We start from the raw sequence: 21,370 nt of genomic DNA, 5'->3' as shown, positions 1-21,370 counted from the left end.
CCGGTGACCACCCCCGCGAACGCCCCCGCGCCCGCCCCCCTGGAGATTCCCGCCGTCACCGACGTCGAGGAACTGACCTGTGACGTTCTCGTCGTCGGCGGTGGTACCGCCGGCACCATGGCCGCCCTGACCGCCGCGGAGCGCGGTGCGAACGTGCTGCTCATGGAGAAGGCCCACGTCCGGCACTCCGGGGCGCTCGCCATGGGGATGGACGGCGTCAACAACGCGGTCGTCCCGGGGCGCGCCGAGCCCGACGACTACGTCGCCGAGATCACCCGTGCCAACGACGGGATCGTCGACCAGTCCACGGTCCGGCAGACGGCGACGCGTGGTTTTGCCATGGTCCAGCGCCTGGAGTCGTACGGGGTCAAGTTCGAGAAGGACGAGCATGGCGCGTACGCGGTCCGCCAGGTGCATCGCTCCGGTTCGTACGTACTGCCGATGCCGGAAGGCAAGGATGTCAAGAAGGTCCTGTACCGGCAGTTGCGGCGTCGTGAGATGCGTGAGCGGATCCGTATCGAGAACCGGGTGATGCCGGTGCGGGTGCTGACGGCGCAGGGGCGCGCGGTGGGCGCGGTGGGATTCAACACGCGCACCGGCGCGTTCGTGACCGTGCGCGCGGGTGCGGTGATTCTTGCGACCGGTGCGGCCGGGCGACTGGGGCTGCCCGCCTCCGGCTACCTGTACGGGACGTACGAGAATCCGACCAACGCCGGTGACGGTTACGCCATGGCCTACCACGCCGGTGCCGAGCTGACCGGGATCGAGTGTTTCCAGATCAATCCCCTGATCAAGGACTACAACGGGCCTGCCTGCGCGTACGTCGCCAACCCGTTCGGCGGTTACCAGGTCAACCGGCACGGTGAGCGGTTCGTCGACTCCGACTACTGGTCGGGGCAGATGATGGCCGAGTTCGCCGCCGAGGTCGCCTCCGACCGCGGCCCGGTCTACCTGAAGCTGAGCCATCTCCCCGAGGAGTCGGTGTCCGCCCTGGAGTCCATCCTGCACTCCACGGAGCGGCCCACCCGTGGCACTTTCCACTCCGGGCGGGGGCACGACTACCGGACCCATGACGTCGAGATGCACATCTCGGAGATCGGCCTGTGCGGCGGGCACTCCGCCTCCGGGGTCCGGGTCGACGACCACGCCCGGACGACCGTTCCCCGGCTGTACGCCGCCGGTGACCTGGCCTGCGTCCCGCACAACTACATGATCGGCGCGTTCGTCTTCGGGGATCTCGCCGGCGCGGACGCCTCCCGGTACACGGCGTACGAGGGGGAGCTGCCGGCCGATCAGGTGCGTGAGGCGCACGAGTTGATCTACCGTCCGCTGCGCAACCCGGACGGCCCGCCGCAGACCCAGGTCGAGTACAAGCTGCGCCGCTTCGTCAACGACTACGTGGCTCCGCCGAAGTCCGGGGCCCGGCTCTCCCTCGCCCTGGAGTCCTTCGAGCGGATGCGGGACGACATCGCCGCCATGGGTGCCCGCACCCCGCACGAGCTGATGCGCTGCGCCGAGGTGAGTTTCATCCGCGACTGCGCGGAGATGGCCGCTCGTGCCTCGCTGGCCCGTACGGAGTCCCGCTGGGGTCTCTACCACGACCGGCTCGATCACCCCGAGCGTGACGACGCCTCCTGGTTCCACCATCTCGATCTGCACAAGTCCCCCTCTGGTGCGATGGAGTTCACGGCTCGTCCCGTGGCTCCGTATCTGGTGCCGGTCGAGGAGTTCGCCCCGGTCGGCGGTCCGTCCCGGCACATCGGCGAGGTGCGTCCGCTGGACGTTGCCACGGCGGGTGCCCGTGATGTGCCGCCGGTGGCCACGGGGCCGGTGGCGGCCGGCGCCGTCCGGCCCGTGGAGCCCGACCGGGCCGAGCCGGCCCCGCCCCGTCTTCTGGAGCTCCTCGCCCTCGCCGAGGAGGAGCCCGAACTCGCCGTCCTTGAGCCCTATTTGACCGATCTCGATGCCTCGGTCCGCCGTACCGCCATGTCGGTGCTGACGGAGACGGCCCCGGTGGGTACCGGGCGGGCGCTGGCCGGCGCGCTGGCCGATCCCGATGTCGGGGTGCGTTCGGTCGCCGCGGCCTCGTTGCGTGAGCTGGTCGAGACGCTTCCGCCCGAGCCGGCGTTGCGGGATGCCCTGGCCGGCGCGCTCGCGGTGGCCGACCCGGTCGTCCGGGCCGCGGCGCTGGACGTGCTGCGGGCGCTGCGCCTGGGCGACGCCGGCCTGTTCGCCGCCTCTCTGCCCGACGCCGATCCGGCGGTGCGGATCGAGGCGGTGCGGGCGCTGGTCTCGGTGGACGCCGCCGAGGCGCTGGCCGATGCCGTCGCCGACCCGTCCCGGGAGGTACGGGTGACGGTGGCGAAGGCCCTCGGGACAGTGGGAGCCGCCGGAGCCGCCGCTCAGGTGGACGGTGTCCTGAACGCCCTCACCGACCTCGCCGGTGACCCCGACGTACTGGTCCGCGGCGCCGCCTACGAGGCGCTTGCCGGCGTCGGCTGCCCGCCGCCGTTGGCCGGGAGGGCCGTGGCCGCGCTGGCCGACCCCGCCTGGCAGGTGCGCGTCGGTGCCGCCCGGGCGCTGGGCGCGGCCGGTGCCGCCGTGGCGGTGCCCGCCCTCGCCAAGTCGCTCGCCGATCCGAACGCCGACGTCCGCAAGGCCGCCGTCCTCGCCCTGACCCGGCACGCCGGTGCCGAGGAAGCCCGCGCGGCGCTGGCCACGGCGACGGCGGACTCGGACGCGGATGTCAGGGCGTATGCGGCGCGGAGGCTCTGAGCAGGGCCCCGCGCCTTGGCTGGACCGGGCTATATCCAGTCCTCCGGCTCCGGCTCCGCGTCCATCTCGGGCCAGTGGTCCTCCTCCCCGGCCCCCGCCGCTGCGGGGGCCGGGGAGGACGGTGTCTTCAGGGAGGCCAGCACTCCGAGCACGCCCTCCCCGTAGGTGATGAGCTTCTTCTCGCCGACACCGCCGACGGTGGCCAGTTCAGCGATCGACTCGGGCCACCGGCCGACGATCTCCCGGAGCGTGGCGTCGTGGAAGATTACGTACGCCGGTACGCCCTGTTCACGGGCTTGTTCGGCGCGCCATGCGCGGAGTGCCTCGAATGCGGGGAGCAGGTCCTCGGGCAGCTCTGCCACAGCCGCCTTCGCCTTGCCCTTGCCGGAGGACCCGGACGTCCCGGAGGACCGGGAGCCCACGGGCTTCTTCGGCTCCTTGCGGAGCAGAACCTCCCGTTCCCGCCGCAGTACCGTCCCGCTGGCCTCGGTGAGCACCAGGGTGCCGTACTCGCCCTCGACGGTCAGCAGCCCCTGGGCGAGCAGCTGCCGGACGACGCCCCGCCATTCGCCTTCGTCGAGGTCGGTGCCGATGCCGAAGACGGACAGCTGGTCGTGGTCGAACTGTATGACCTTGGCAGTGCGCTTGCCGAGCAGGATGTCGACGATCTGGACGGCGCCGAACTTCTGCCCGCGTTCGCGCTGCAGTCGTACCACCGTGGAGAGGACCTTCTGGGCAGCGACGGTGCCGTCCCAGGTCTCCGGCGGGGTGAGGCAGCTGTCGCAGTTGCCGCAGCCCTCTGGGGCGGGGTCCTGGCCGAAGTACTTGAGCAGTTGCCCGCGGCGGCACTGGGCGGTCTCGCACAGGGCGAGCATCGAGTCGAGGTGCGCCTGGGCGCGGCGGCGGAACGCCTCGTCGCCCTCGCCGGACTGGATGAGTTTGCGCTGCTGTATGACGTCGTTGAGGCCGTAGGCCATCCAGGCGGTGGAGGGCAGGCCATCGCGGCCGGCGCGGCCGGTCTCCTGGTAGTAGCCCTCGACGGACTTGGGCAGGTCGAGGTGGGCGACGAAACGGACGTCGGGTTTGTCGATGCCCATGCCGAAGGCGATGGTGGCGACCACGACCAGGCCGTCCTCGCGCAGGAAGCGGGACTGGTGGGCCGCGCGGGTGCCCGCGTCCAGGCCGGCGTGGTAGGGGACGGCGTCGACGCCGTTGCGGGTCAGGAATTCGGCCGTGGCTTCGACCGACTTGCGGGAGAGGCAGTAGACGATGCCCGCGTCGCCTTCGTGTTCCTGGCGGAGGAAGGTGAGCAGCTGCTTCTTGGGGTCGGCCTTGGGGACGATCCGGTACTGGATGTTGGGCCGGTCGAAGCTGGCCACGAAGTGCCGGGCGGCCGGCATGTGCAGCCGCTGGGTGATCTCCTCGTGGGTCGCGTGGGTGGCGGTGGCCGTGAGCGCGATGCGCGGGACGTCGGGCCAGCGCTCGCCGAGGAGGGAGAGCGCCAGATAGTCGGGGCGGAAGTCGTGGCCCCACTGGGAGACGCAGTGCGCCTCGTCGATCGCGAAGACGGCGATCTTGCCGCGGGCGAGCAGGTCCAGCGTGGAGTCCAGGCGCAGCCGCTCCGGCGCCAGGTAGAGCAGGTCGAGCTCTCCGGCGAGGAACTGGGCCTCGACCACGCGTCGCTCGTCGAAGTCCTGGGTGGAGTTGACGAACCCGGCGTTCACGCCGAGGGCGCGCAGGGCGTCCACCTGGTCCTGCATGAGCGCGATGAGCGGTGAGACCACGATGCCCGTACCGGGTCTGACCAGGGCGGGGATCTGGTAGCACAGCGACTTTCCGCCGCCGGTGGGCATGAGGACGACGGCGTCTCCGCCGGCCACCACATGTTCGATGATCGATTCCTGCTCGCCCCGGAAGGCGTCGTACCCGAAAACCCTGTGCAGCGTGGCCAGTGCCTCGCTGTCCGCCGGTCCGGGCGTCTGCCGCGTCCCCGGCGGCTCGGTCGTCCCTGGCATCTCGTCGGTTCCGCCCGTCCCACCCATCGTCGTGTCCCCCGTACGTCGTCCCTCGACCACTGCCTCCACGATAGGGGCACGGACCGACAGCGCCGGAGTTATCCACAGGCCCGCCGCCCGCGGAGGGGACACGGAGACGGACACGGGGACGGACGCGAGGAGGGACACGAGGAGGCTTCGGGGACGAGGTCCCCCGTCGGGCCGTGCTCTCAGCTCTCAGCCCTTTGGCCGTCCTCGCGTGGCGGCCCGGAAGCGGCGCGGGCCATGCTGCACGGGCGGGACCGGGGAGGCCCGCGTTGTACGGAGGCGCCGCACTCGCGTGCCTCTTCCGCCCCAAGGAGCATCAGGATGTCTCTCAGGTCCCGCACCGCCGGCGCCGTTCTGGCGCTGGCCGTGCCGTTCGCTCTGGCCGCGGTTCCCGCCGGCGCGGCTCCCGTCCCCGAGGCCGACCCGTTCGTGTGGACGGATCTGACCCCGACGTACACGGCGACCGCGGACTACCAGTACGAGCCGTTCGCGGTCACGGACGGGTACAAGCACACCGGCGACTGCACCAAGGACACCGCGACCGGCAAGGGAGGCGCGGGCCACCACTACGTGAACCTCGCCCTCGTCGGCAGCCTCGACCTGGCCGAGCCCGCGGGGCTCCTCTACGAGACCGACGGCGACGGCGGCCGTGCCCTGGTGGGGGTGGAGTGGATCGTGCGCGCCGACACCGCTACGACCGCGCCGACGCTGTTCGGGCAGACGTTCCAGGGTCCGGCGACGCTGCCCGGCGTCGGATCCGTGTACACGCTGCGCGCCTGGATCTGGAAGGACAACCCGAGCGGTCTGTTCGCGCCGTGGAACCCGACGGTGACCTGCCCGTAGCCGCGGCCGGCCCGGTGACGCGCCGGTAGCCCATATCACTTTGGTCCCGCGGCCCTGTGGCCCTGTGCCGCGCACGCGCGCGTGGGCCCCGGTTCCTCGCGGAGGAACCGGGGCCCACGGCCGTACCGGCGCGGTCAGCGCACGAAGACTCCCGCCTGGCTCGCCAGGTCCAGGAAGTACTGCGGTGCGACACCGAGCACCAGCGTGACCGCGACGCCGACGCCGATCGCCGCCATGGTCAGCGGTGACGGGACGGCGACCGTGGGGCCGTCGGGCCTGGGCTCGCTGAAGAACATCAGCACGATCACGCGGATGTAGAAGAACGCGGCGATCGCCGACGAGATCACACCGACGACGACCAGCGGGGCCGCCCCGCCCTCCGCCGCCGCCTTGAACACGGCGAACTTCCCGGCGAAGCCGGAGGTCAGCGGGATACCCGCGAAGGCCAGCAGGAACACCGCGAAGACGGCCGCGACCAGTGGTGAGCGGCGGCCGAGGCCGGCCCACTTGGACAGGTGCGTGGCCTCGCCGCCGGCGTCGCGCACCAGGGTGACCACGGCGAAGGCGCCGATGGTCACGAAGGAGTACCCGGCCAGGTAGAAGAGGACGGACGACACGCCGTCCTTCGAGGTCGCGATGACACCCGCGAGGATGAATCCGGCGTGCGCGATCGACGAGTACGCGAGCAGTCGCTTGATGTCGGTCTGGGTGATCGCGACGATCGCGCCGCCCAGCATGGTGATGATCGCGACGCCCCACATGACCGGCCGCCAGTCCCAGCGCAGGCCGGGCAGGACGACGTACAGCAGGCGCAGCAGCGCGCCGAACGCGGCCACCTTGGTCGCCGCGGCCATGAAGCCGGTCACCGGGGTGGGCGCGCCCTGGTAGACGTCGGGCGTCCACATGTGGAAGGGGACCGCGCCGACCTTGAAGAGCAGGCCCATGACGACCATGGCGGTGCCGATCAGGAGCAGTGCGTCGTTGCCCATGGTGTCGGCGAGGGCGGGGTCGATGCTGGTGACGGTGCCGTCGACGACCTGGGAGATGGTGGAGTACGACACCGAGCCGGCGTAGCCGTACAGCAGGGCGATGCCGAACAGGGTGAACGCGGAGGCGAAGGCGCCGAGCAGGAAGTACTTGACCGCGGCTTCCTGCGACATCAGGCGCTTGCGGCGGGCCAGGGCGCACATCAGGTAGAGCGGGAGGGAGAAGACCTCCAGGGCCACGAAGAGCGTCAACAGGTCGTTGGCCGAGGGGAACACCAGCATGCCGGCGACCGCGAAGAGGAGCAGCGGGAAGACCTCGGTGGTGGCGAATCCGGCCTTCACCGCGGCCTTCTCGCTGTCGCTGCCGGGCACGGAGGCGGCCTGTGCGGCGAAGGAGTCGACGCGGTTGCCGTGGGCGGCCGGGTCGAGGCGACGTTCGGCGAAGGTGAACAGGCCGAGCAGGCCGGCCAGCAGGATCGTGCCCTGCAGGAACAGGGACGGTCCGTCGACGGCGATCGCGCCCATCGCGGCGATGTGTGCCTTGGTGGTGCCGTATCCGTCCGCGGCCAGTGCGACGACCGCCGCGAAGGCCGCGCACAGCGCGACGGCGGAGACGAAGACCTGCGCGTAGTAGCGGGATTTGCGCGGGACGAACGCCTCGACGAGCACCCCGACGATCGCCGCGCCGAGCACGATCAGGGTGGGGGACAACTGTCCGTATTCGATCTTCGGCGCGTCGATCTTCGAGATCGGCTCGGCCGCGGTTGTCCACAGGCTGTGGACGGCTGTTGCGCTCACTTGGCCGCCTCCACTGCGGGCTTGGGGTCGGTCTTGTGTACGTCCGACATGGTCTGTTTGACCGCCGGGTTGACGATGTCCGTGACGGGCTTCGGGTAGACGCCCAGGAAGATCAGCAGGACGATCAGCGGGGTGACGACCACGAGTTCACGCGCGCGTAGGTCGGGCATCGCGGAGACCTCCGGTTTCACCGGGCCCGTCATCGTCCGCTGGTAGAGGACGAGGGTGTAGAGCGCGGCGAGGACGATGCCGAGGGTGGCGATGATGCCGATGGCCGGGTAGCGCGTGAACGTGCCGACCAGGACGAGGAACTCGCTCACGAAGGGTGCGAGACCCGGCAGCGACAGGGTGGCCAGGCCGCCGATCAGGAAGGTGCCGGCGAGCACCGGGGCGACCTTCTGCACACCGCCGTAGTCGGCGATGAGCCGCGAGCCGCGCCGGGAGATCAGGAAGCCGGCGACCAGCATCAGCGCGGCCGTGGAGATGCCGTGGTTGACCATGTAGAGGGTGGCGCCGGACTGGCCCTGGCTGGTCATCGCGAAGATGCCCAGGATGATGAAGCCGAAGTGCGAGATGGACGCGTAGGCGACCAGGCGCTTGATGTCCCGCTGGCCGACGGCGAGCAGCGCGCCGTAGATGATGCTGATCACGGCGAGGACGAGGATGGCGGGTGTCGCCCACTTCGAGGCCTCCGGGAACAGCTGGAGGCAGAAGCGGAGCATCGCGAACGTGCCCACCTTGTCGACGACCGCCGTGATGAGGACGGCGACCGGGGCGGTGGACTCCTGCATGGCGTTGGGCAGCCAGGTGTGCAGTGGCCACAGCGGCGCCTTCACCGCGAAGGCGAAGAAGAAGCCGAGGAACAGCCAGCGTTCGGTGCTGGTCGCCATGTGCAGCGAGCCGTTCGCGCGGGCCTGCGCGATCTCGGCGAGGGAGAAGTTCCCGGCGACCACGTAGAGGCCGATCACCGCGGCCAGCATGATCAGGCCGCCGACGAGGTTGTAGAGGAGGAACTTCACGGCCGCGTACGACCGCTGGGCGGCCGCGTTCTCGTCGGAGCCCGCGTGGGCACGGTCCCCGAAGCCGCCGATGAGGAAGTACATCGGGATCAGCATGGCTTCGAAGAAGATGTAGAAGAGGAAGACGTCGGTGGCCTCGAAGGAGATGATCACCATCGCCTCGACGGCCAGGATCAGGGCGAAGAAGCCCTGGGTGGGCCGCCACCGCTTGCTGCCGGTCTCCAGCGGGTCGGCGTCGTGCCAGCCCGCCAGGATGATGAACGGGATCAGCAGGGCGGTCAGGGCGAGCAGGGCGACCGCGATGCCGTCGACGCCCAGTTCGTAGCGGACACCGAAGTCCGCGATCCAGGCATGGGATTCGGTGAGCTGGTAGCGGGCGCCGCCCGGGTCGAAGCGGACCAGGACGACGATCGCGAGCACCAGAGTGGCGAGCGAGACCAGCAGCGCGAGCCATTTGGCGGCGGTGCGTCGCGCGGCCGGTACGGCGGCCGTGGCGATCGCCCCGACGGCCGGGAGCACCGCCGTCGCTGTCAGCAGAGGAAAGGACATCGGTATCAGACCGCCCTCATCAGCAGGGTCGCGGCGACCAGGAGGGCAGCGCCGCCGAACATCGAGACCGCGTACGAGCGCGCGTAGCCGTTCTGGAGCTTGCGCAGTCGGCCGGACAGCCCGCCGAAGCCCGCCGCCGTTCCGTTGACGACCCCGTCGACCAGCGTGTGGTCGACGTAGACCAGGGAGCGGGTGAGGTGTTCGCCGCCGCGGACCAGGACGACGTGGTTGAAGTCGTCCTGGAGGAGGTCGCGGCGGGCCGCGCGGGTGAGCAGCGAACCGCGTGGGGCGACGGCGGGAACGGGACGGCGGCCGTACTGCAGGTAGGCGATGCCGACGCCGATGACCAGGCACACCATGGTGGCGCCGGTGACCGTGGCCGCGCTGAGCGGGGAGTCGCCCTCGCTGTGGCCGGTGACCGGCTCCAGCCAGTGCAGGAAGCGGTCGCCGATGCTGAAGAACGCGCCGCCGAAGACCGAGCCGATCGCCAGCACGATCATCGGGATGGTCATGACCTTCGGGGACTCGTGCGGGTGCGGCTCGTGACCGTGCTCGTCGGGCTGCCAGCGCTTCTCGCCGAAGAACGTCATCAGCATCACGCGCGTCATGTAGAACGCGGTGATGGCCGCGCCGAGCAGGGCGCAGGCGCCGAGGATCCAGCCCTCGGTGCCGCCCTTGGCGAACGCCGCCTCGATGATCTTGTCCTTGGAGAAGAAGCCGGACAGGCCCGGGAAGCCGATGATGGCGAGGTAGCCGAGGCCGAAGGTGATGAAGGTGACCGGCATGTACGTGCGCAGGCCGCCGTACTTGCGCATGTCGACCTCGTCGTTCATGCCGTGCATGACGGAGCCCGCGCCGAGGAACAGCCCGGCCTTGAAGAAGCCGTGCGTCACCAGGTGCATGATCGCGAAGACGTAGCCGATCGGGCCGAGGCCGGCGGCGAGCACCATGTAGCCGATCTGCGACATGGTCGAGCCGGCGAGGGCCTTCTTGATGTCGTCCTTCGCGCAACCGACGATCGCACCGAAGAGGAGGGTGACGGCGCCGACGACGGTGACGACGAGTTGTGCGTCCGGCGCCGCGTTGAAGATCGCTCCGGAGCGGACGATGAGGTAGACGCCCGCGGTCACCATGGTCGCCGCGTGGATGAGGGCCGAGACCGGGGTCGGGCCCTCCATGGCGTCCCCGAGCCAGGACTGCAGCGGCACCTGGGCGGACTTGCCGCAGGCGGCGAGCAGCAGCATCAGGCCGATCGCGGTGAGCCTGCCCTCGGAGGCGTCGGTGGCGTGACCGAGGACCGGGCCGAAGGCGAACGTGCCGAACGTGGTGAACATCAGCATGATCGCGATCGACAGGCCCATGTCGCCGACCCGGTTGACCAGGAACGCCTTCTTCGCGGCGGTGGCCGCGCTGGGCTTGTGCTGCCAGAAGCCGATCAGCAGGTAGGAGGCGAGACCGACGCCCTCCCAGCCGACGTACAGCAGCAGGTAGTTGTCGGCGAGGACGAGCAGCAGCATCGCCGCGAGGAACAGGTTCAGGTAGCCGAAGAAGCGGCGGCGGCGCTCGTCGTGCTCCATGTACCCGATCGAGTACAGGTGGATGAGCGAGCCGACGCCGGTGATCAGCAGGACGAACGTCATCGACAACTGGTCGAGGCGGAAGGTGACGTCCGCCTGGAAGCCGGCCACCGGGACCCAGGTGAACAGGTGCTGCATCAGGGTGCGGTGTTCGGCGTTCTTGCCCAGCAGGTCGGCGAAGAGGATCACGCCGAACACGAAGGAGGTCGTCGACAGGAGCGTGCCGATCCAGTGGCCCACGCCGTCCAGGCGGCGGCCGCCGACCAGCAGGACGGCCGCTCCGAGCAGGGGCGCCGCGATCAGCAGCGCGATCAAATTCTCCACGATTCAGCGACCCCCTACAGCTTCATCAGGCTGGCGTCGTCGACCGAGGCCGAGTGGCGGGTACGGAACAGCGACACGATGATCGCGAGCCCGACCACGACCTCCGCAGCGGCGACGACCATCGTGAAGAAGGCGATGATCTGGCCGTCGAGGTTGCCGTGCATCCGGGAGAAGACGACGAACGCGAGGTTGCAGGCGTTGAGCATCAGCTCGATGCACATGAAGACGACGATCGCATTTCGTCTGATCAGCACACCGGTGGCGCCGATCGTGAACAACAGGGCGGCGAGATAGAGGTAGTAGACCGGGTTCACTTCGACGCCTCCTCGGGCCGCTTGAGGTTCTCCGGCTCGATCGGGGTCCGCTCCAGCCGTTCCTCGGCACGCTGTTCCAGGGCCCGCAGATCGTTGAGGGCCTCCGCGGACACGTCACGGATCTGACCGCGGTCGCGCAGCGTCTTGTTGACCGTGAGCTCGGACGGGGTGCCGTCGGGCAGCAGGCCGGCGATGTCGACGGCGTTGTGCCGGGCGTAGACGCCGGGGGCGGGCAGCGGCGGCAGGTGCTTGCCGTCGCGGACGCGCTGTTCGGACTGCTCGCGCTGGGTCTTGGCGCGCTCGGTGCGCTCGCGGTGGGTGAGCACCATGGCGCCGACGGCCGCGGTGATGAGCAGGGCGCCGGTGATTTCGAAGGCGAAGACGTACTTGGTGAAGATGAGGGCGGCGAGGCCCTCCACATTGCCGTTGGCGTTGGCCTGGCCAATGCCGTTGAAGTTCTTGAGGGAGGCGTTGGCGATGCCCGCGAAGAGCAGGACGCCGAAGCCGACCCCACAGAGAAGGGCCAGCCAGCGCTGGCCCTTGATGGTCTCGGTCAGGGAGTCGGCGGCGGTCACGCCGACCAGCATCACGACGAAGAGGAACAGCATCATGATCGCGCCGGTGTAGACGACGATCTGCACGATGCCCAGGAAGTAGGCGCCGTTGGCGAGGTAGAACACCGCCATGACGATCATGGTGCCGGCGAGACAGAGGGCACTGTGCACGGCCCTCTTCATGAGGACGGTGCACAGGGCGCCGATCACGGCGACGGTGCCGAGGACCCAGAACTGGAAGGCCTCGCCGGTGGAGGTGGCGTAGGCGGCGAGCTGCGCGCTCATGCCTCCACCCCCTCTTCGTCCGGCTTCTCGCCCTTCGAGACGGCCACCTGCTGGACGGTCCCGGGCGCGGCCTCGGTCACCAGGCCCCGGTAGTAGTCCTGTTCGTCGGTGCCCGGGAAGATCGCGTGCGGGCTGTCGACCATGCCGTCCTCCAGACCGGCGAGCAGCTGCTCCTTGGTGTAGATCAGGTTGGCGCGGCTGGTGTCGGCGAGCTCGAACTCGTTGGTCATCGTGAGCGCGCGCGTGGGGCACGCCTCGATGCACAGGCCGCACAGGATGCAGCGGGCGTAGTTGATCTGGTAGACGCGGCCGTAGCGCTCGCCCGGCGAGTAACGCTCCTCGTCGGTGTTGTCGGCGCCCTCCACGTAGATGGCGTCCGCGGGGCAGGCCCAGGCACACAGTTCGCAGCCGATGCACTTCTCCAGGCCGTCCGGATGACGGTTGAGCTGGTGCCGTCCGTGGAACCGCGGAGCCGTGGTCTTCTTCTGCTCCGGGTACTGCTCGGTCAGCCGCTTCTTGAACATGGCCTTGAAGGTCACGCCGAAGCCGGCCACGGGGTTCAGGAAACCGGGCTCGGTCTCCTTGGGCTCCTCAGCCATCGGACGCCTCCTTTCCATCCGTAGATCCGTCACTGACAGTGTCCGGCCCACCACTGACAATCAGCTCCCGTTCCCGGCGCGGGCTGCGCCGGGGCACCGGCGGCAGTTCCTGTCCGGGCAGCGGCGGTACGGGGAATCCGCCTGCCATCGGGTCGAACGCGACCGGTTCGGCGGCGGGCTGCGCGGCCTCCTTGCCGCCCTTGTCGCGGAACATGTCGACGACGAAGGACAGGAGCAGCAGCGCGAGGACTCCGCCGCCGACGTAGAGGGCGATGTCGGCGAAGCCGTAGTTCTCGTTGCGGAGGGTCCGTACGGTGGCGACGAGCATCAGCCAGACGACCGAGACCGGGATGAGGACCTTCCAGCCGAGCTTCATCAGCTGGTCGTAGCGCACCCGCGGAAGGCTGGCGCGCAGCCAGACGAAGACGAACAGCAGCACCACGACCTTGGCGACGAACCAGAGCATCGGCCACCAGCCGTGGTTGGCGCCCGCCCAGACGGTGCTGATCGGCCAGGGGGCGCGCCAGCCGCCGAGGAACAGCGTCGTCGACACGGCGGAGACCGTCACCATGTTGACGTACTCGGCGAGCATGAACATCGCGAACTTGATCGACGAGTACTCGGTGTTGAAGCCGCCGACCAGGTCGCCCTCGGACTCCGGCATGTCGAAGGGGGCGCGGTTGGTCTCGCCGACCATGGTGACGACATAGAGGATGAACGAGACCGGCAGCAGCAGGATGTACCAGCGGTCGTGCTGCTGGGCGACGATCGTGGACGTCGACATGGAGCCCGAGTACAGGAACACCGACGCGAACGCGGCGCCCATGGCGATCTCGTAGGAGATCATCTGTGCGCAGGAGCGCAGGCCGCCGAGGAGCGGGTAGGTGGATCCGGAGCTCCAGCCGGCGAGGACGATGCCGTAGATGCCGACGGAGGCGACCGCGAGGATGTAGAGCATCGCGATCGGCAGGTCGGTGAGCTGCATCGTGGTGCGGTGGCCGAAGATCGAGACCTCGTTGTCGGCCGGTCCGAACGGGATGACCGCGATGGCCATGAACGCGGGGATGGCCGCGACGATCGGCGCGAGGATGTAGACGGCCTTGTCCGCGCGTTTGACGATGAGGTCTTCCTTGAGCATCAGCTTCACGCCGTCGGCGAGCGACTGGAGCATGCCCCAGGGGCCGTGCCGGTTGGGGCCGATGCGCAGCTGCATCCAGGCGATGACCTTGCGCTCCATGACGATGGAGACCAGCACGGTCACCATCAGGAAGGCGAAGCAGAAGACCGCCTTGACGACGACCAGCCACCAGGGGTCGCGGCCGAACATGGAGAGGTCTTCAGCAGCGAGGTACGGGTACGGGCTCATGCCTCCACCTCCTTCGGGGCCTCACCGGCGGTGGCCGCCGGGCCGATACGGACGAGTGCGCCGGGCAGCGCCCCGGTGTCGGAGGCGACGCCGCCGCCCACGGAGTTCAGCGGGAGCCAGACCACGCGGTCGGGCATCTCGGTGATCCTGAGCGGGAGTTCGACGGTGCCGGCGGCCGAGGTGACGGCGACGAGGTCGCCGTTCTCGATGCCGGCCTCTGCGGCGGTCGCGGCGGACAGGCGCGCGTGGGCGGTGTGCCGGGTGCCGGCGAGGGCCTCGTCACCTTCCTGGAGGACGCCCTGGTCGAGGAGGAGCCGGTGTCCGGCGAGCACGGCCTCCCCGGCCGCGGGCCGTGGCAGCGGTCCGGCCGTCTCCAGCGGTTCGGAGGCCTTCGGCCCGTCCCAGGCGCCGAGCCGGTCGAGCTCCGCGCGCGTGGTGCGCAGGTCGGGCAGGCCGAGGTGGACGTCCATGGCGTCGGCGAGCATCTGCAGCACGCGTGCGTCGGTGGGCGCCAGCCGCCGGGTCATCTGCTCGGGCTTGAGGGCGGCCTCGAAGAACCGCACCCGGCCTTCCCAGTTGAGGAAGGTGCCGGCCTTCTCGGCGACGGCGGCGACCGGGAGGACGACGTCGGCGCGCTCGGTGACCTCGCTGGGCCGCAGCTCCAGCGAGACCAGGAAGCCGACGGCCTCGAGTGCCGCACGCGCGCGTGCCGGGTCGGGCAGGTCGGCGACCTCGACGCCGGCCACCAGGAGGGCGGAGAGTTCGCCGCGGGCGGCGGCCTCGACGATCTGGCCGGTGTCGCGGCCGTAGCGGAGCGGGAGTTCGGACACGCCCCAGGCGGCGGCGACCTCGTCACGCGCGCGTGGGTCGGTGGCCGGGCGGCCGCCCGGCAGCAGCGACGGCAGCGCGCCCGCCTCGATCGCGCCGCGCTCCCCGGCCCGGCGCGGGATCCACACCAGTTGTGCGCCGGTGGCGGTGGCGGCCCGTACGGCGGCGGTCAGGCCGCCGACGACCGACGCCAGCCGCTCGCCCACGACGATGACCGCGCCCTCGGCGCGCAGCGCCTCGGCGGCCTGTGTGCCGGGCTCCTCCAGGCCGACGCCGCCCGCGAGGGCGTCCAGCCATTCGGTCTCGGTGCCGGGGGCGGCCGGCAGCAGGACGCCGCCCGCCTTCTCCAGGCCGCGCGTGGCGTGGGTGGCGAGGGAGAACACCTTCTGCTTGCGCTTGCGCCAGGCCTTGCGCAGCCGCAGGAAGACGCCGGGGGCCTCCTCCTCGGACTCGAAGCCGACCAGCAGCACGGCCGGTGCCTTCTCCAAGGCGGTGTAGGTGACGCCCGTGCCGTCGAGATCGCGGCCGCGGCCGGCGATCCGCGCGGCCAGGAAGTCGGCCTCCTCGCTGCTGTGCACGCGCGCGCGGAAGTCGATGTCGTTGGTGTCGAGGGCGACGCGCGCGAACTTGCTGTACGCGTAGGCGTCCTCGACGGTGAGCCGGCCGCCGGTGAGGACGCCGGCCCGGGAGCGGGCGGCGGCCAGTCCCTGGGCGGCCGCGTCGAGCGCCTCCGGCCAGGAGGCGGGTTCGAGCACGCCCTGGGCGTTGCGGACCAGCGGGGTCTCCAGGCGGTCCTTCTGCTGCGCGTAGCGGAACGCGAAGCGTCCCTTGTCGCAGATCCACTCCTCGTTGACCTCGGGGTCGTTCGCGGCGAGCCGCCGCATGACCTTGCCGCGCCGGTGGTCGGTGCGGGTGGCGCAGCCGCCCGAGCAGTGCTCGCACACGGACGGCGAGGAGATCAGGTCGAAGGGGCGGGAGCGGAAGCGATACGCCGCCGAGGTCAGCGCGCCCACCGGGCAGATCTGGATGGTGTTCCCGGAGAAGTACGACTCGAACGGGTCGCCCTCGCCGGTGCCGACCTGCTGGAGCGCGCCGCGTTCCAGGAGCTCGATCATCGGGTCGCCGGCGACCTGGTTGGAGAACCGGGTGCAGCGTGCGCACAGCACGCACCGTTCGCGGTCGAGGAGCACCTGGGTGGAGATCGGGAGGGGCTTCTCGTAGGTGCGCTTCTTGCCGTCGAAGCGGGACTCGGCGTTGCCGTGCGACATCGCCTGGTTCTGCAGCGGGCACTCGCCGCCCTTGTCGCAGACCGGGCAGTCCAGGGGGTGGTTGATGAGCAGCAGCTCCATCACCCCGTGCTGGGCCTTCTCGGCGACCGGGGAGGTGAGATGGGTCTTCACCACCATGCCGTCGGTGCAGGTGATCGTGCAGGACGCCATGGGCTTGCGCTGGCCCTCGACCTCGACGATGCACTGGCGGCAGGCGCCGACCGGGTCCAGCAGGGGGTGGTCGCAGAAGCGCGGGATCTCGATGCCGAGTTGTTCGGCGGCGCGGATGACCAGGGTGCCCTTGGGCACGCTGATCTCCACGCCGTCGATCGTCAGCGTGACGAGGTCCTGCGGCGGGACCGCCGCCGTTCCCCCGGAGGAGGGGGAACTCGTGGTCACGGTCATGCGTTCACCTCCGGGCGGTCCGCCCAGGCCGTCGACTTGGCCGGGTCGAAGGGGCAGCCCCGGCCCGTGATGTGCTGTTCGTACTCCTCGCGGAAGTACTTCAGCGAGGAGAAGATGGGGGACGCGGCGCCGTCGCCGAGGGCGCAGAAGGACTTGCCGTTGATGTTGTCGGCGATGTCGTTCAGCTTGTCGAGGTCGGACATCACGCCCTTGCCGGCCTCGATGTCGCGCAGCAACTGCACCAGCCAGTAGGTGCCTTCGCGGCACGGGGTGCACTTGCCGCAGGACTCGTGGGCGTAGAACTCGGTCCAGCGGGTGACGGCGCGCACGACGCAGGTGGTCTCGTCGAAGCACTGGAGGGCCTTGGTGCCGAGCATGGAACCGGCGGCCCCCACTCCTTCGTAGTCGAGAGGGACGTCGAGGTGCTCGTCGGTGAACATGGGCGTCGAGGAGCCGCCCGGTGTCCAGAACTTCAGGCGGTGGCCGGTGCGCATTCCGCCGCTCATGTCGAGGAGCTGGCGCAGGGTGATGCCGAGCGGTGCCTCGTACTGGCCGGGGCTGGCGACATGGCCGCTGAGGGAGTAGAGCGTGAAGCCGGGTGACTTCTCGCTCCCCATCGACCTGAACCAGTCCTTGCCCTTTTGCAGGATGGCGGGAACCGAGGCGATGGACTCGACGTTGTTCACAACAGTCGGGCAGGCATAGAGCCCTTCGACAGCCGGGAAGGGAGGACGCAGTCGCGGTTGACCACGGCGGCCTTCGAGCGAGTCGAGCAGTGCGGTCTCCTCACCGCAGATGTACGCGCCGGCGCCGGCGTGCACGGTGAGGTTCAGGTCGAGACCGCTGCCCAGGATGTTCTCGCCGAGGTAGCCGGCCGCGTAGGCCTCGCGCACGGCCTCGTGCAACCGCCGCAGGACGGGGACGACTTCACCACGCAGGTAGATGAAGGCATGCGACGACCGGATGGCGTAGCACGCGATCACGATGCCCTCGATGAGGCTGTGCGGGTTCGCGAAGAGGAGCGGGATGTCCTTGCAGGTCCCGGGCTCCGATTCGTCGGCGTTGACAACCAGATAGTGCGGTTTGCCGTCTCCCTGCGGGATGAACTGCCACTTCATCCCGGTCGGGAATCCCGCGCCGCCGCGGCCGCGCAGCCCGGACTCCTTGACGTAGGCGATCAGGTCGTCCGGAGACATGGCGAGCGCCTTGCGGAGCCCCTCGTATCCTTCGTGCCTTCGGTAGACGTCCAGGGACCAGGACCGGTCCTCGTCCCAGAAGGCCGACAGCACGGGTGCGAGCAGCTTCTCGGGGCTGGTGTCCTTGAGGTCGGGTACCACCGTCATCACTCCCCCTCCTCGGCGGCAGGCCCTGCCGGGTGCGACGGGTCGGAGGCCGAGGTCTCCTGCGGCGCGTCATGGGAACTGAGGTGCTCGGCCGGTGACGGCTCGTGCACCGTCCGGTCCTGCGGACCCGGGCGTGGATGGACCACGCGCGCGGGTGCGGACTCTCCCCTGGCCAGGCGGAGGCCCACCAGGGACGCGGGTCCGGCGCTTCCGCTCTCCTCGACGGCCCCGGGACGCTCGTCGGGGAAGCCGGCCAGGATCCGCGCGGTCTCCTTGAAGGTGCACAGCCGGGCCCCGCGCGTGGGCTCGACGTCCCGGCCCGCGCGCAGGTCGTCGACCAGGCGTCGGGCGCTCGCCGGGGTCTGGTTGTCGAAGAACTCCCAGTTGACCATCACGACCGGCGCGAAGTCGCAGGCCGCGTTGCACTCGATGTGCTCCAGGGTGACGCTGCCGTCGTCGGTGGTCTCGCCGTTGCCGACGCCCAGGTGCTCCTGGAGGGTCTCGAAGATGGCGTCGCCGCCCATCACCGCGCACAGGGTGTTGGTGCAGACGCCCACCTGGTAGTCGCCGGAGGGCTTGCGCCGGTACATCGTGTAGAAGGTGGCGACCGCGGTGACCTCCGCCGTGGTCAGCTCCAGTACGTCGGCGCAGAACCGCATCCCGGTGCGCGTGACGTGTCCCTCCTCCGACTGCACGAGATGCAGCAACGGCAGCAGGGCGGACCGGGAGTCGGGGTAGCGCGCGATGATGTCGCGCGCGTCCGTCTCCAGCCGGGCCCGGACGTCGTCCGGATAGGCGGGCGCGGGCAGCTCGGGCATGCCCAGGCTGACGCCCCGCTCCGAAGAAGAGGTGTTCACCGGTCGACGCCTCCCAGTACCGGGTCGATGGACGCGATGACGACGATGACGTCGGCCACCTGGCCGCCCTCACACATCGCCGCGATGGCCTGCAGGTTGGCGAAGGACGGGTCGCGGAAGTGGACCCGGTAGGGGCGGGTGCCGCCGTCGGAGACGACGTGCGCCCCGAGTTCGCCCTTGGGTGACTCGATGGCCGTGTAGACCTGTCCGGGCGGGACCCGGAAGCCCTCGGTGACCAGCTTGAAGTGGTGGATCAGGGCCTCCATGGAGGTGCCCATGATCTTCTTGATGTGGTCGAGGGAGTTGCCGAGTCCGTCCGGTCCCAGGGCGAGCTGCGCGGGCCAGGCGATCTTCTTGTCGGCGACCATGACCGGCCCGGGCTGGAGCCGGTCCAGGCACTGCTCGACGATCCTGAGCGACTGGCGCATCTCCTCCAGGCGGATCAGGAAGCGGCCGTAGGCGTCGCAGGTCTCGGCGACGGCGACGTCGAAGTCGTAGTTCTCGTAGCCGCAGTAGGGCTGGGACTTGCGCAGGTCGTGCGGCAGGCCGGTGGCGCGCAGGATGGGGCCGGTGGCGCCGAGGGCCATGCAGCCGGCCAGGTCCAGATAGCCGATGCCCTGCATACGGCCCTTGAAGACGGGGTTCCCGGTGGCGAGCTTGTCGTACTCGGGGAGGTTCTTCCGCATCTTCTTGATGAACTCGCGGATCTGGTCGACCGCGCCGGGCGGCAGGTCCTGGGCGAGTCCGCCGGGGCGGATGTACGCGTGGTTCATCCGCAGGCCGGTGATCAGCTCGAAGAGGTCGAGAATCATTTCACGATCACGGAATCCGTAGATCATGAGCGTGGTGGCGCCCAGCTCCATGCCGCCGGTGGCGATGGCGACCAGGTGCGAGGACATCCGGTTGAGCTCCATCAGGAGCACCCGGATGATCGTGGCGCGGTCGGGGACCTGGTCCTCGATGCCGAGGAGCTTCTCGACGCCGAGACAGTAGGCGGTCTCGTTGAAGAAGGACGTCAGGTAGTCCATGCGCGTGACGAAGGCGGACCCCTGCGTCCACGTGCGGTACTCGAGGTTCTTCTCGATGCCGGTGTGCAGATAGCCGACGCCGCAGCGGGTCTCGGTGACGGTCTCGCCGTCGATCTCCAGGATCAGCCGGAGCACCCCATGGGTGGAGGGGTGCTGGGGACCCATGTTGACGACGATGCGTTCGTCGTCGGCGCGGGCCGCGGACTGGACGATCTCGTCCCAGTCGCCACCGGTGACCGTGTATACGGTGCCCTCGGTGGTCTCGCGCGCCGAGGCGGTCGACGCGGCGGATGTTGACTGTGTGCTCACGAGTACGACCTCCGCTGGTCCGGAGCCGGGATCTGGGCGCCCTTGTACTCGACGGGGATGCCGCCGAGGGGGTAGTCCTTGCGCTGCGGATGGCCCTGCCAGTCGTCGGGCATGAGAATCCGGGTCAGGGCCGGGTGACCGTCGAAGACGATCCCGAAGAAGTCGTAGGTCTCCCGTTCGTGCCAGTCGTTGGTCGGATAGACCGAGACCAGGGACGGGATGTGCGGGTCGGCGTCCGGGGCGCTGACCTCCAGGCGGATCAGCCGGTTGTGGGTGATCGAGCGCAGGTGGTAGACGGCGTGCAGCTCGCGGCCCTTGTCGTGGAGGTAGTGGACGCCGCTGACGCCGGTGCACAGCTCGAACCGGAGCGCGGGGTCGTCGCGCAGGGTGCGGGCGACGCGCAGCAGGTGCTCGCGTTCGATGTGGAAGGTGGCCTCACCGCGGTCGACGACCGTCTTCTCGATGACGTTGGAGGGCAACAGGCCCTGTTCCTCCAGGGCGCCCTCCAGCTCGTCGGCGACCTCGTCGAACCAGCCGCCGTAAGGGCGGGTCGCCGGTCCCGGGAGCCGGACCGAGCGGACCAGGCCGCCGTAGCCGGAGGTGTCGCCGCCGTTGTTGGCGCCGAACATGCCGCGCTGGACGCGGATCTCCTCGCCGCCCTGGCCGCGCTGGCCGGGGAGGTTGTCGGCGGCGAGGTCCTTCTCGGGGTTGACCCCGTTGTGGCCGTTCGCGTCGCTCACCGCAGCAGCCCCTTCATCTCGATCAGAGGCAGAGCCTTGAGCGCCGCCTCCTCCGCCTCGCGGGCCGCTTCCTCGGCGTTGACGCCGAGCTTGGAGCTCTGGATCTTCTGGTGGAGCTTGAGGATCGCGTCCATCAGCATCTCGGGGCGGGGCGGGCAGCCGGGCAGGTAGATGTCGACCGGGACGATGTGGTCGACGCCCTGGACGATGGCGTAGTTGTTGAACATGCCGCCCGAGGAGGCGCAGACGCCCATGGAGATCACCCACTTCGGGTTGGGCATCTGGTCGTAGACCTGCCGCAGGACGGGCGCCATCTTCTGGCTGACCCGGCCGGCGACGATCATCAGGTCGGCCTGGCGCGGTGAGCCGCGGAAGACCTCCATGCCGAACCGTGCAAGGTCGTACCGGCCCGCTCCCGCCGTCATCATTTCGAAGGCGCAGCAGGCGAGGCCGAAGGTGGCGGGGAAGACGGACGCCTTGCGTACCCAGCCCGCGGCCTGCTCGACGGTGGTCAGCAGGAAACCGCTCGGCAGCTTTTCTTCGAATCCCATGACTTAAAAG

At 69.8% G+C, this 21,370-nt stretch carries 16 protein-coding genes; 2 read left to right on the top strand and 14 right to left on the bottom strand.

The window, feature by feature from the left end; translation table 11 throughout:
• Positions 1-3: 3 nt before the first annotated feature.
• On the top strand, positions 4-2,775 hold the full coding sequence (locus ACGFZQ_RS05500) for a fumarate reductase/succinate dehydrogenase flavoprotein subunit (protein WP_393839302.1): 2,772 nt from the start codon (positions 4-6) through the stop codon (positions 2,773-2,775).
• 29 nt (positions 2,776-2,804) lie between these two features.
• Here ACGFZQ_RS05500 and recQ read toward each other — a convergent pair whose 3' ends face one another.
• Positions 2,805-4,817, bottom strand: coding sequence for a DNA helicase RecQ (gene recQ, locus ACGFZQ_RS05495; RefSeq protein WP_393839857.1), 2,013 nt, complete (start codon positions 4,815-4,817; stop codon positions 2,805-2,807).
• A gap of 321 nt (positions 4,818-5,138) precedes the next feature.
• Here recQ and ACGFZQ_RS05490 point away from each other — a divergent pair, with 321 nt between their 5' ends.
• Entirely contained in the window at positions 5,139-5,660 is a 522-nt protein-coding gene (locus tag ACGFZQ_RS05490) for a hypothetical protein (protein WP_393839301.1), read from the top strand.
• A gap of 134 nt (positions 5,661-5,794) precedes the next feature.
• Here ACGFZQ_RS05490 and nuoN read toward each other — a convergent pair whose 3' ends face one another.
• From nuoN to ACGFZQ_RS05425, 13 genes are read right to left on the bottom strand one after another with little or no spacing between them, the layout of a single operon-like run.
• Complete coding sequence (nuoN, locus tag ACGFZQ_RS05485; RefSeq protein WP_393839300.1) at positions 5,795-7,444, bottom strand: NADH-quinone oxidoreductase subunit NuoN; 1,650 nt, start codon at positions 7,442-7,444, stop codon at positions 5,795-5,797.
• A complete protein-coding gene (locus tag ACGFZQ_RS05480; protein ID WP_393839299.1) occupies positions 7,441-9,012 on the bottom strand; it encodes an NADH-quinone oxidoreductase subunit M in 1,572 nt (523 codons plus the stop codon). The genes nuoN and ACGFZQ_RS05480 overlap by 4 nt, the downstream gene beginning before the upstream one ends.
• Before the next feature lie 5 nt (positions 9,013-9,017).
• Positions 9,018-10,913 (bottom strand): NADH-quinone oxidoreductase subunit L, encoded by a 1,896-nt coding sequence (nuoL, locus tag ACGFZQ_RS05475; RefSeq protein ID WP_393839298.1) that lies wholly within the window; start codon positions 10,911-10,913, stop codon positions 9,018-9,020.
• A 14-nt stretch (positions 10,914-10,927) separates the two neighbouring features.
• The gene (gene nuoK / locus ACGFZQ_RS05470; protein WP_046726439.1) at positions 10,928-11,227 is read right to left on the bottom strand and encodes an NADH-quinone oxidoreductase subunit NuoK; all 300 of its coding nucleotides are present in this window, start codon (positions 11,225-11,227) and stop codon (positions 10,928-10,930) included.
• Entirely contained in the window at positions 11,224-12,066 is an 843-nt protein-coding gene (locus ACGFZQ_RS05465; RefSeq protein WP_393839297.1) for an NADH-quinone oxidoreductase subunit J, read from the bottom strand. The genes nuoK and ACGFZQ_RS05465 overlap by 4 nt, the downstream gene beginning before the upstream one ends.
• A complete protein-coding gene (gene nuoI, locus ACGFZQ_RS05460) occupies positions 12,063-12,665 on the bottom strand; it encodes an NADH-quinone oxidoreductase subunit NuoI (protein ID WP_351693993.1) in 603 nt (200 codons plus the stop codon). The genes ACGFZQ_RS05465 and nuoI overlap by 4 nt, the downstream gene beginning before the upstream one ends.
• A complete protein-coding gene (gene nuoH, locus ACGFZQ_RS05455) occupies positions 12,658-14,031 on the bottom strand; it encodes an NADH-quinone oxidoreductase subunit NuoH (RefSeq protein ID WP_393839296.1) in 1,374 nt (457 codons plus the stop codon). Before nuoH ends, nuoI begins: the two co-directional genes overlap by 8 nt.
• A complete protein-coding gene (locus ACGFZQ_RS05450) occupies positions 14,028-16,532 on the bottom strand; it encodes an NADH-quinone oxidoreductase subunit G (RefSeq protein ID WP_393839295.1) in 2,505 nt (834 codons plus the stop codon). Before ACGFZQ_RS05450 ends, nuoH begins: the two co-directional genes overlap by 4 nt.
• Positions 16,529-17,875 (bottom strand): NADH-quinone oxidoreductase subunit NuoF, encoded by a 1,347-nt coding sequence (nuoF, locus tag ACGFZQ_RS05445; protein ID WP_393839294.1) that lies wholly within the window; start codon positions 17,873-17,875, stop codon positions 16,529-16,531. The genes ACGFZQ_RS05450 and nuoF overlap by 4 nt, the downstream gene beginning before the upstream one ends.
• The gene (nuoE, locus tag ACGFZQ_RS05440; protein ID WP_351740862.1) at positions 17,875-18,732 is read right to left on the bottom strand and encodes an NADH-quinone oxidoreductase subunit NuoE; all 858 of its coding nucleotides are present in this window, start codon (positions 18,730-18,732) and stop codon (positions 17,875-17,877) included. The genes nuoF and nuoE overlap by 1 nt, the downstream gene beginning before the upstream one ends.
• Positions 18,729-20,069 carry an NADH-quinone oxidoreductase subunit D gene (locus ACGFZQ_RS05435; RefSeq protein WP_351740864.1) on the bottom strand — a complete coding sequence of 447 codons (1,341 nt, stop codon included), beginning with the start codon at positions 20,067-20,069 and terminating at the stop codon, positions 18,729-18,731. Before ACGFZQ_RS05435 ends, nuoE begins: the two co-directional genes overlap by 4 nt.
• Entirely contained in the window at positions 20,066-20,809 is a 744-nt protein-coding gene (locus ACGFZQ_RS05430) for an NADH-quinone oxidoreductase subunit C (protein WP_393839293.1), read from the bottom strand. The genes ACGFZQ_RS05435 and ACGFZQ_RS05430 overlap by 4 nt, the downstream gene beginning before the upstream one ends.
• Complete coding sequence (locus tag ACGFZQ_RS05425; RefSeq protein ID WP_393839292.1) at positions 20,806-21,360, bottom strand: NuoB/complex I 20 kDa subunit family protein; 555 nt, start codon at positions 21,358-21,360, stop codon at positions 20,806-20,808. The genes ACGFZQ_RS05430 and ACGFZQ_RS05425 overlap by 4 nt, the downstream gene beginning before the upstream one ends.
• Positions 21,361-21,370: the final 10 nt, after the last annotated feature.

Origin of the sequence: Streptomyces sp. NPDC048254 (assembly GCF_043201895.1) — a bacterium.
Lineage (GTDB): Bacteria > Actinomycetota > Actinomycetes > Streptomycetales > Streptomycetaceae > Streptomyces.
Note: the sequence above shows the minus strand (reverse complement) of the source record. Positions and strands in the feature narration are given on the sequence as shown.

What these genes read in the sequence shown, in the direction of transcription:
- ACGFZQ_RS05480 (WP_393839299.1), bottom strand. Translation starts at nt 9,012, where the DNA reads ATGTCCTTTCCTCTGCTGACAGCGACGGCGGTGCTCCCGGCCGTCGGG.
- nuoF (WP_393839294.1), bottom strand. Translation starts at nt 17,875, where the DNA reads ATGACGGTGGTACCCGACCTCAAGGACACCAGCCCCGAGAAGCTGCTC.
- ACGFZQ_RS05450 (WP_393839295.1), bottom strand. Translation starts at nt 16,532, where the DNA reads ATGACCGTGACCACGAGTTCCCCCTCCTCCGGGGGAACGGCGGCGGTC.
- nuoH (WP_393839296.1), bottom strand. Translation starts at nt 14,031, where the DNA reads ATGAGCCCGTACCCGTACCTCGCTGCTGAAGACCTCTCCATGTTCGGC.
- nuoI (WP_351693993.1), bottom strand. Translation starts at nt 12,665, where the DNA reads ATGGCTGAGGAGCCCAAGGAGACCGAGCCCGGTTTCCTGAACCCCGTG.
- ACGFZQ_RS05425 (WP_393839292.1), bottom strand. Translation starts at nt 21,360, where the DNA reads ATGGGATTCGAAGAAAAGCTGCCGAGCGGTTTCCTGCTGACCACCGTC.
- recQ (WP_393839857.1), bottom strand. Translation starts at nt 4,817, where the DNA reads ATGGGTGGGACGGGCGGAACCGACGAGATGCCAGGGACGACCGAGCCG.
- ACGFZQ_RS05490 (WP_393839301.1), top strand. Translation starts at nt 5,139, where the DNA reads ATGTCTCTCAGGTCCCGCACCGCCGGCGCCGTTCTGGCGCTGGCCGTG.
- ACGFZQ_RS05465 (WP_393839297.1), bottom strand. Translation starts at nt 12,066, where the DNA reads ATGAGCGCGCAGCTCGCCGCCTACGCCACCTCCACCGGCGAGGCCTTC.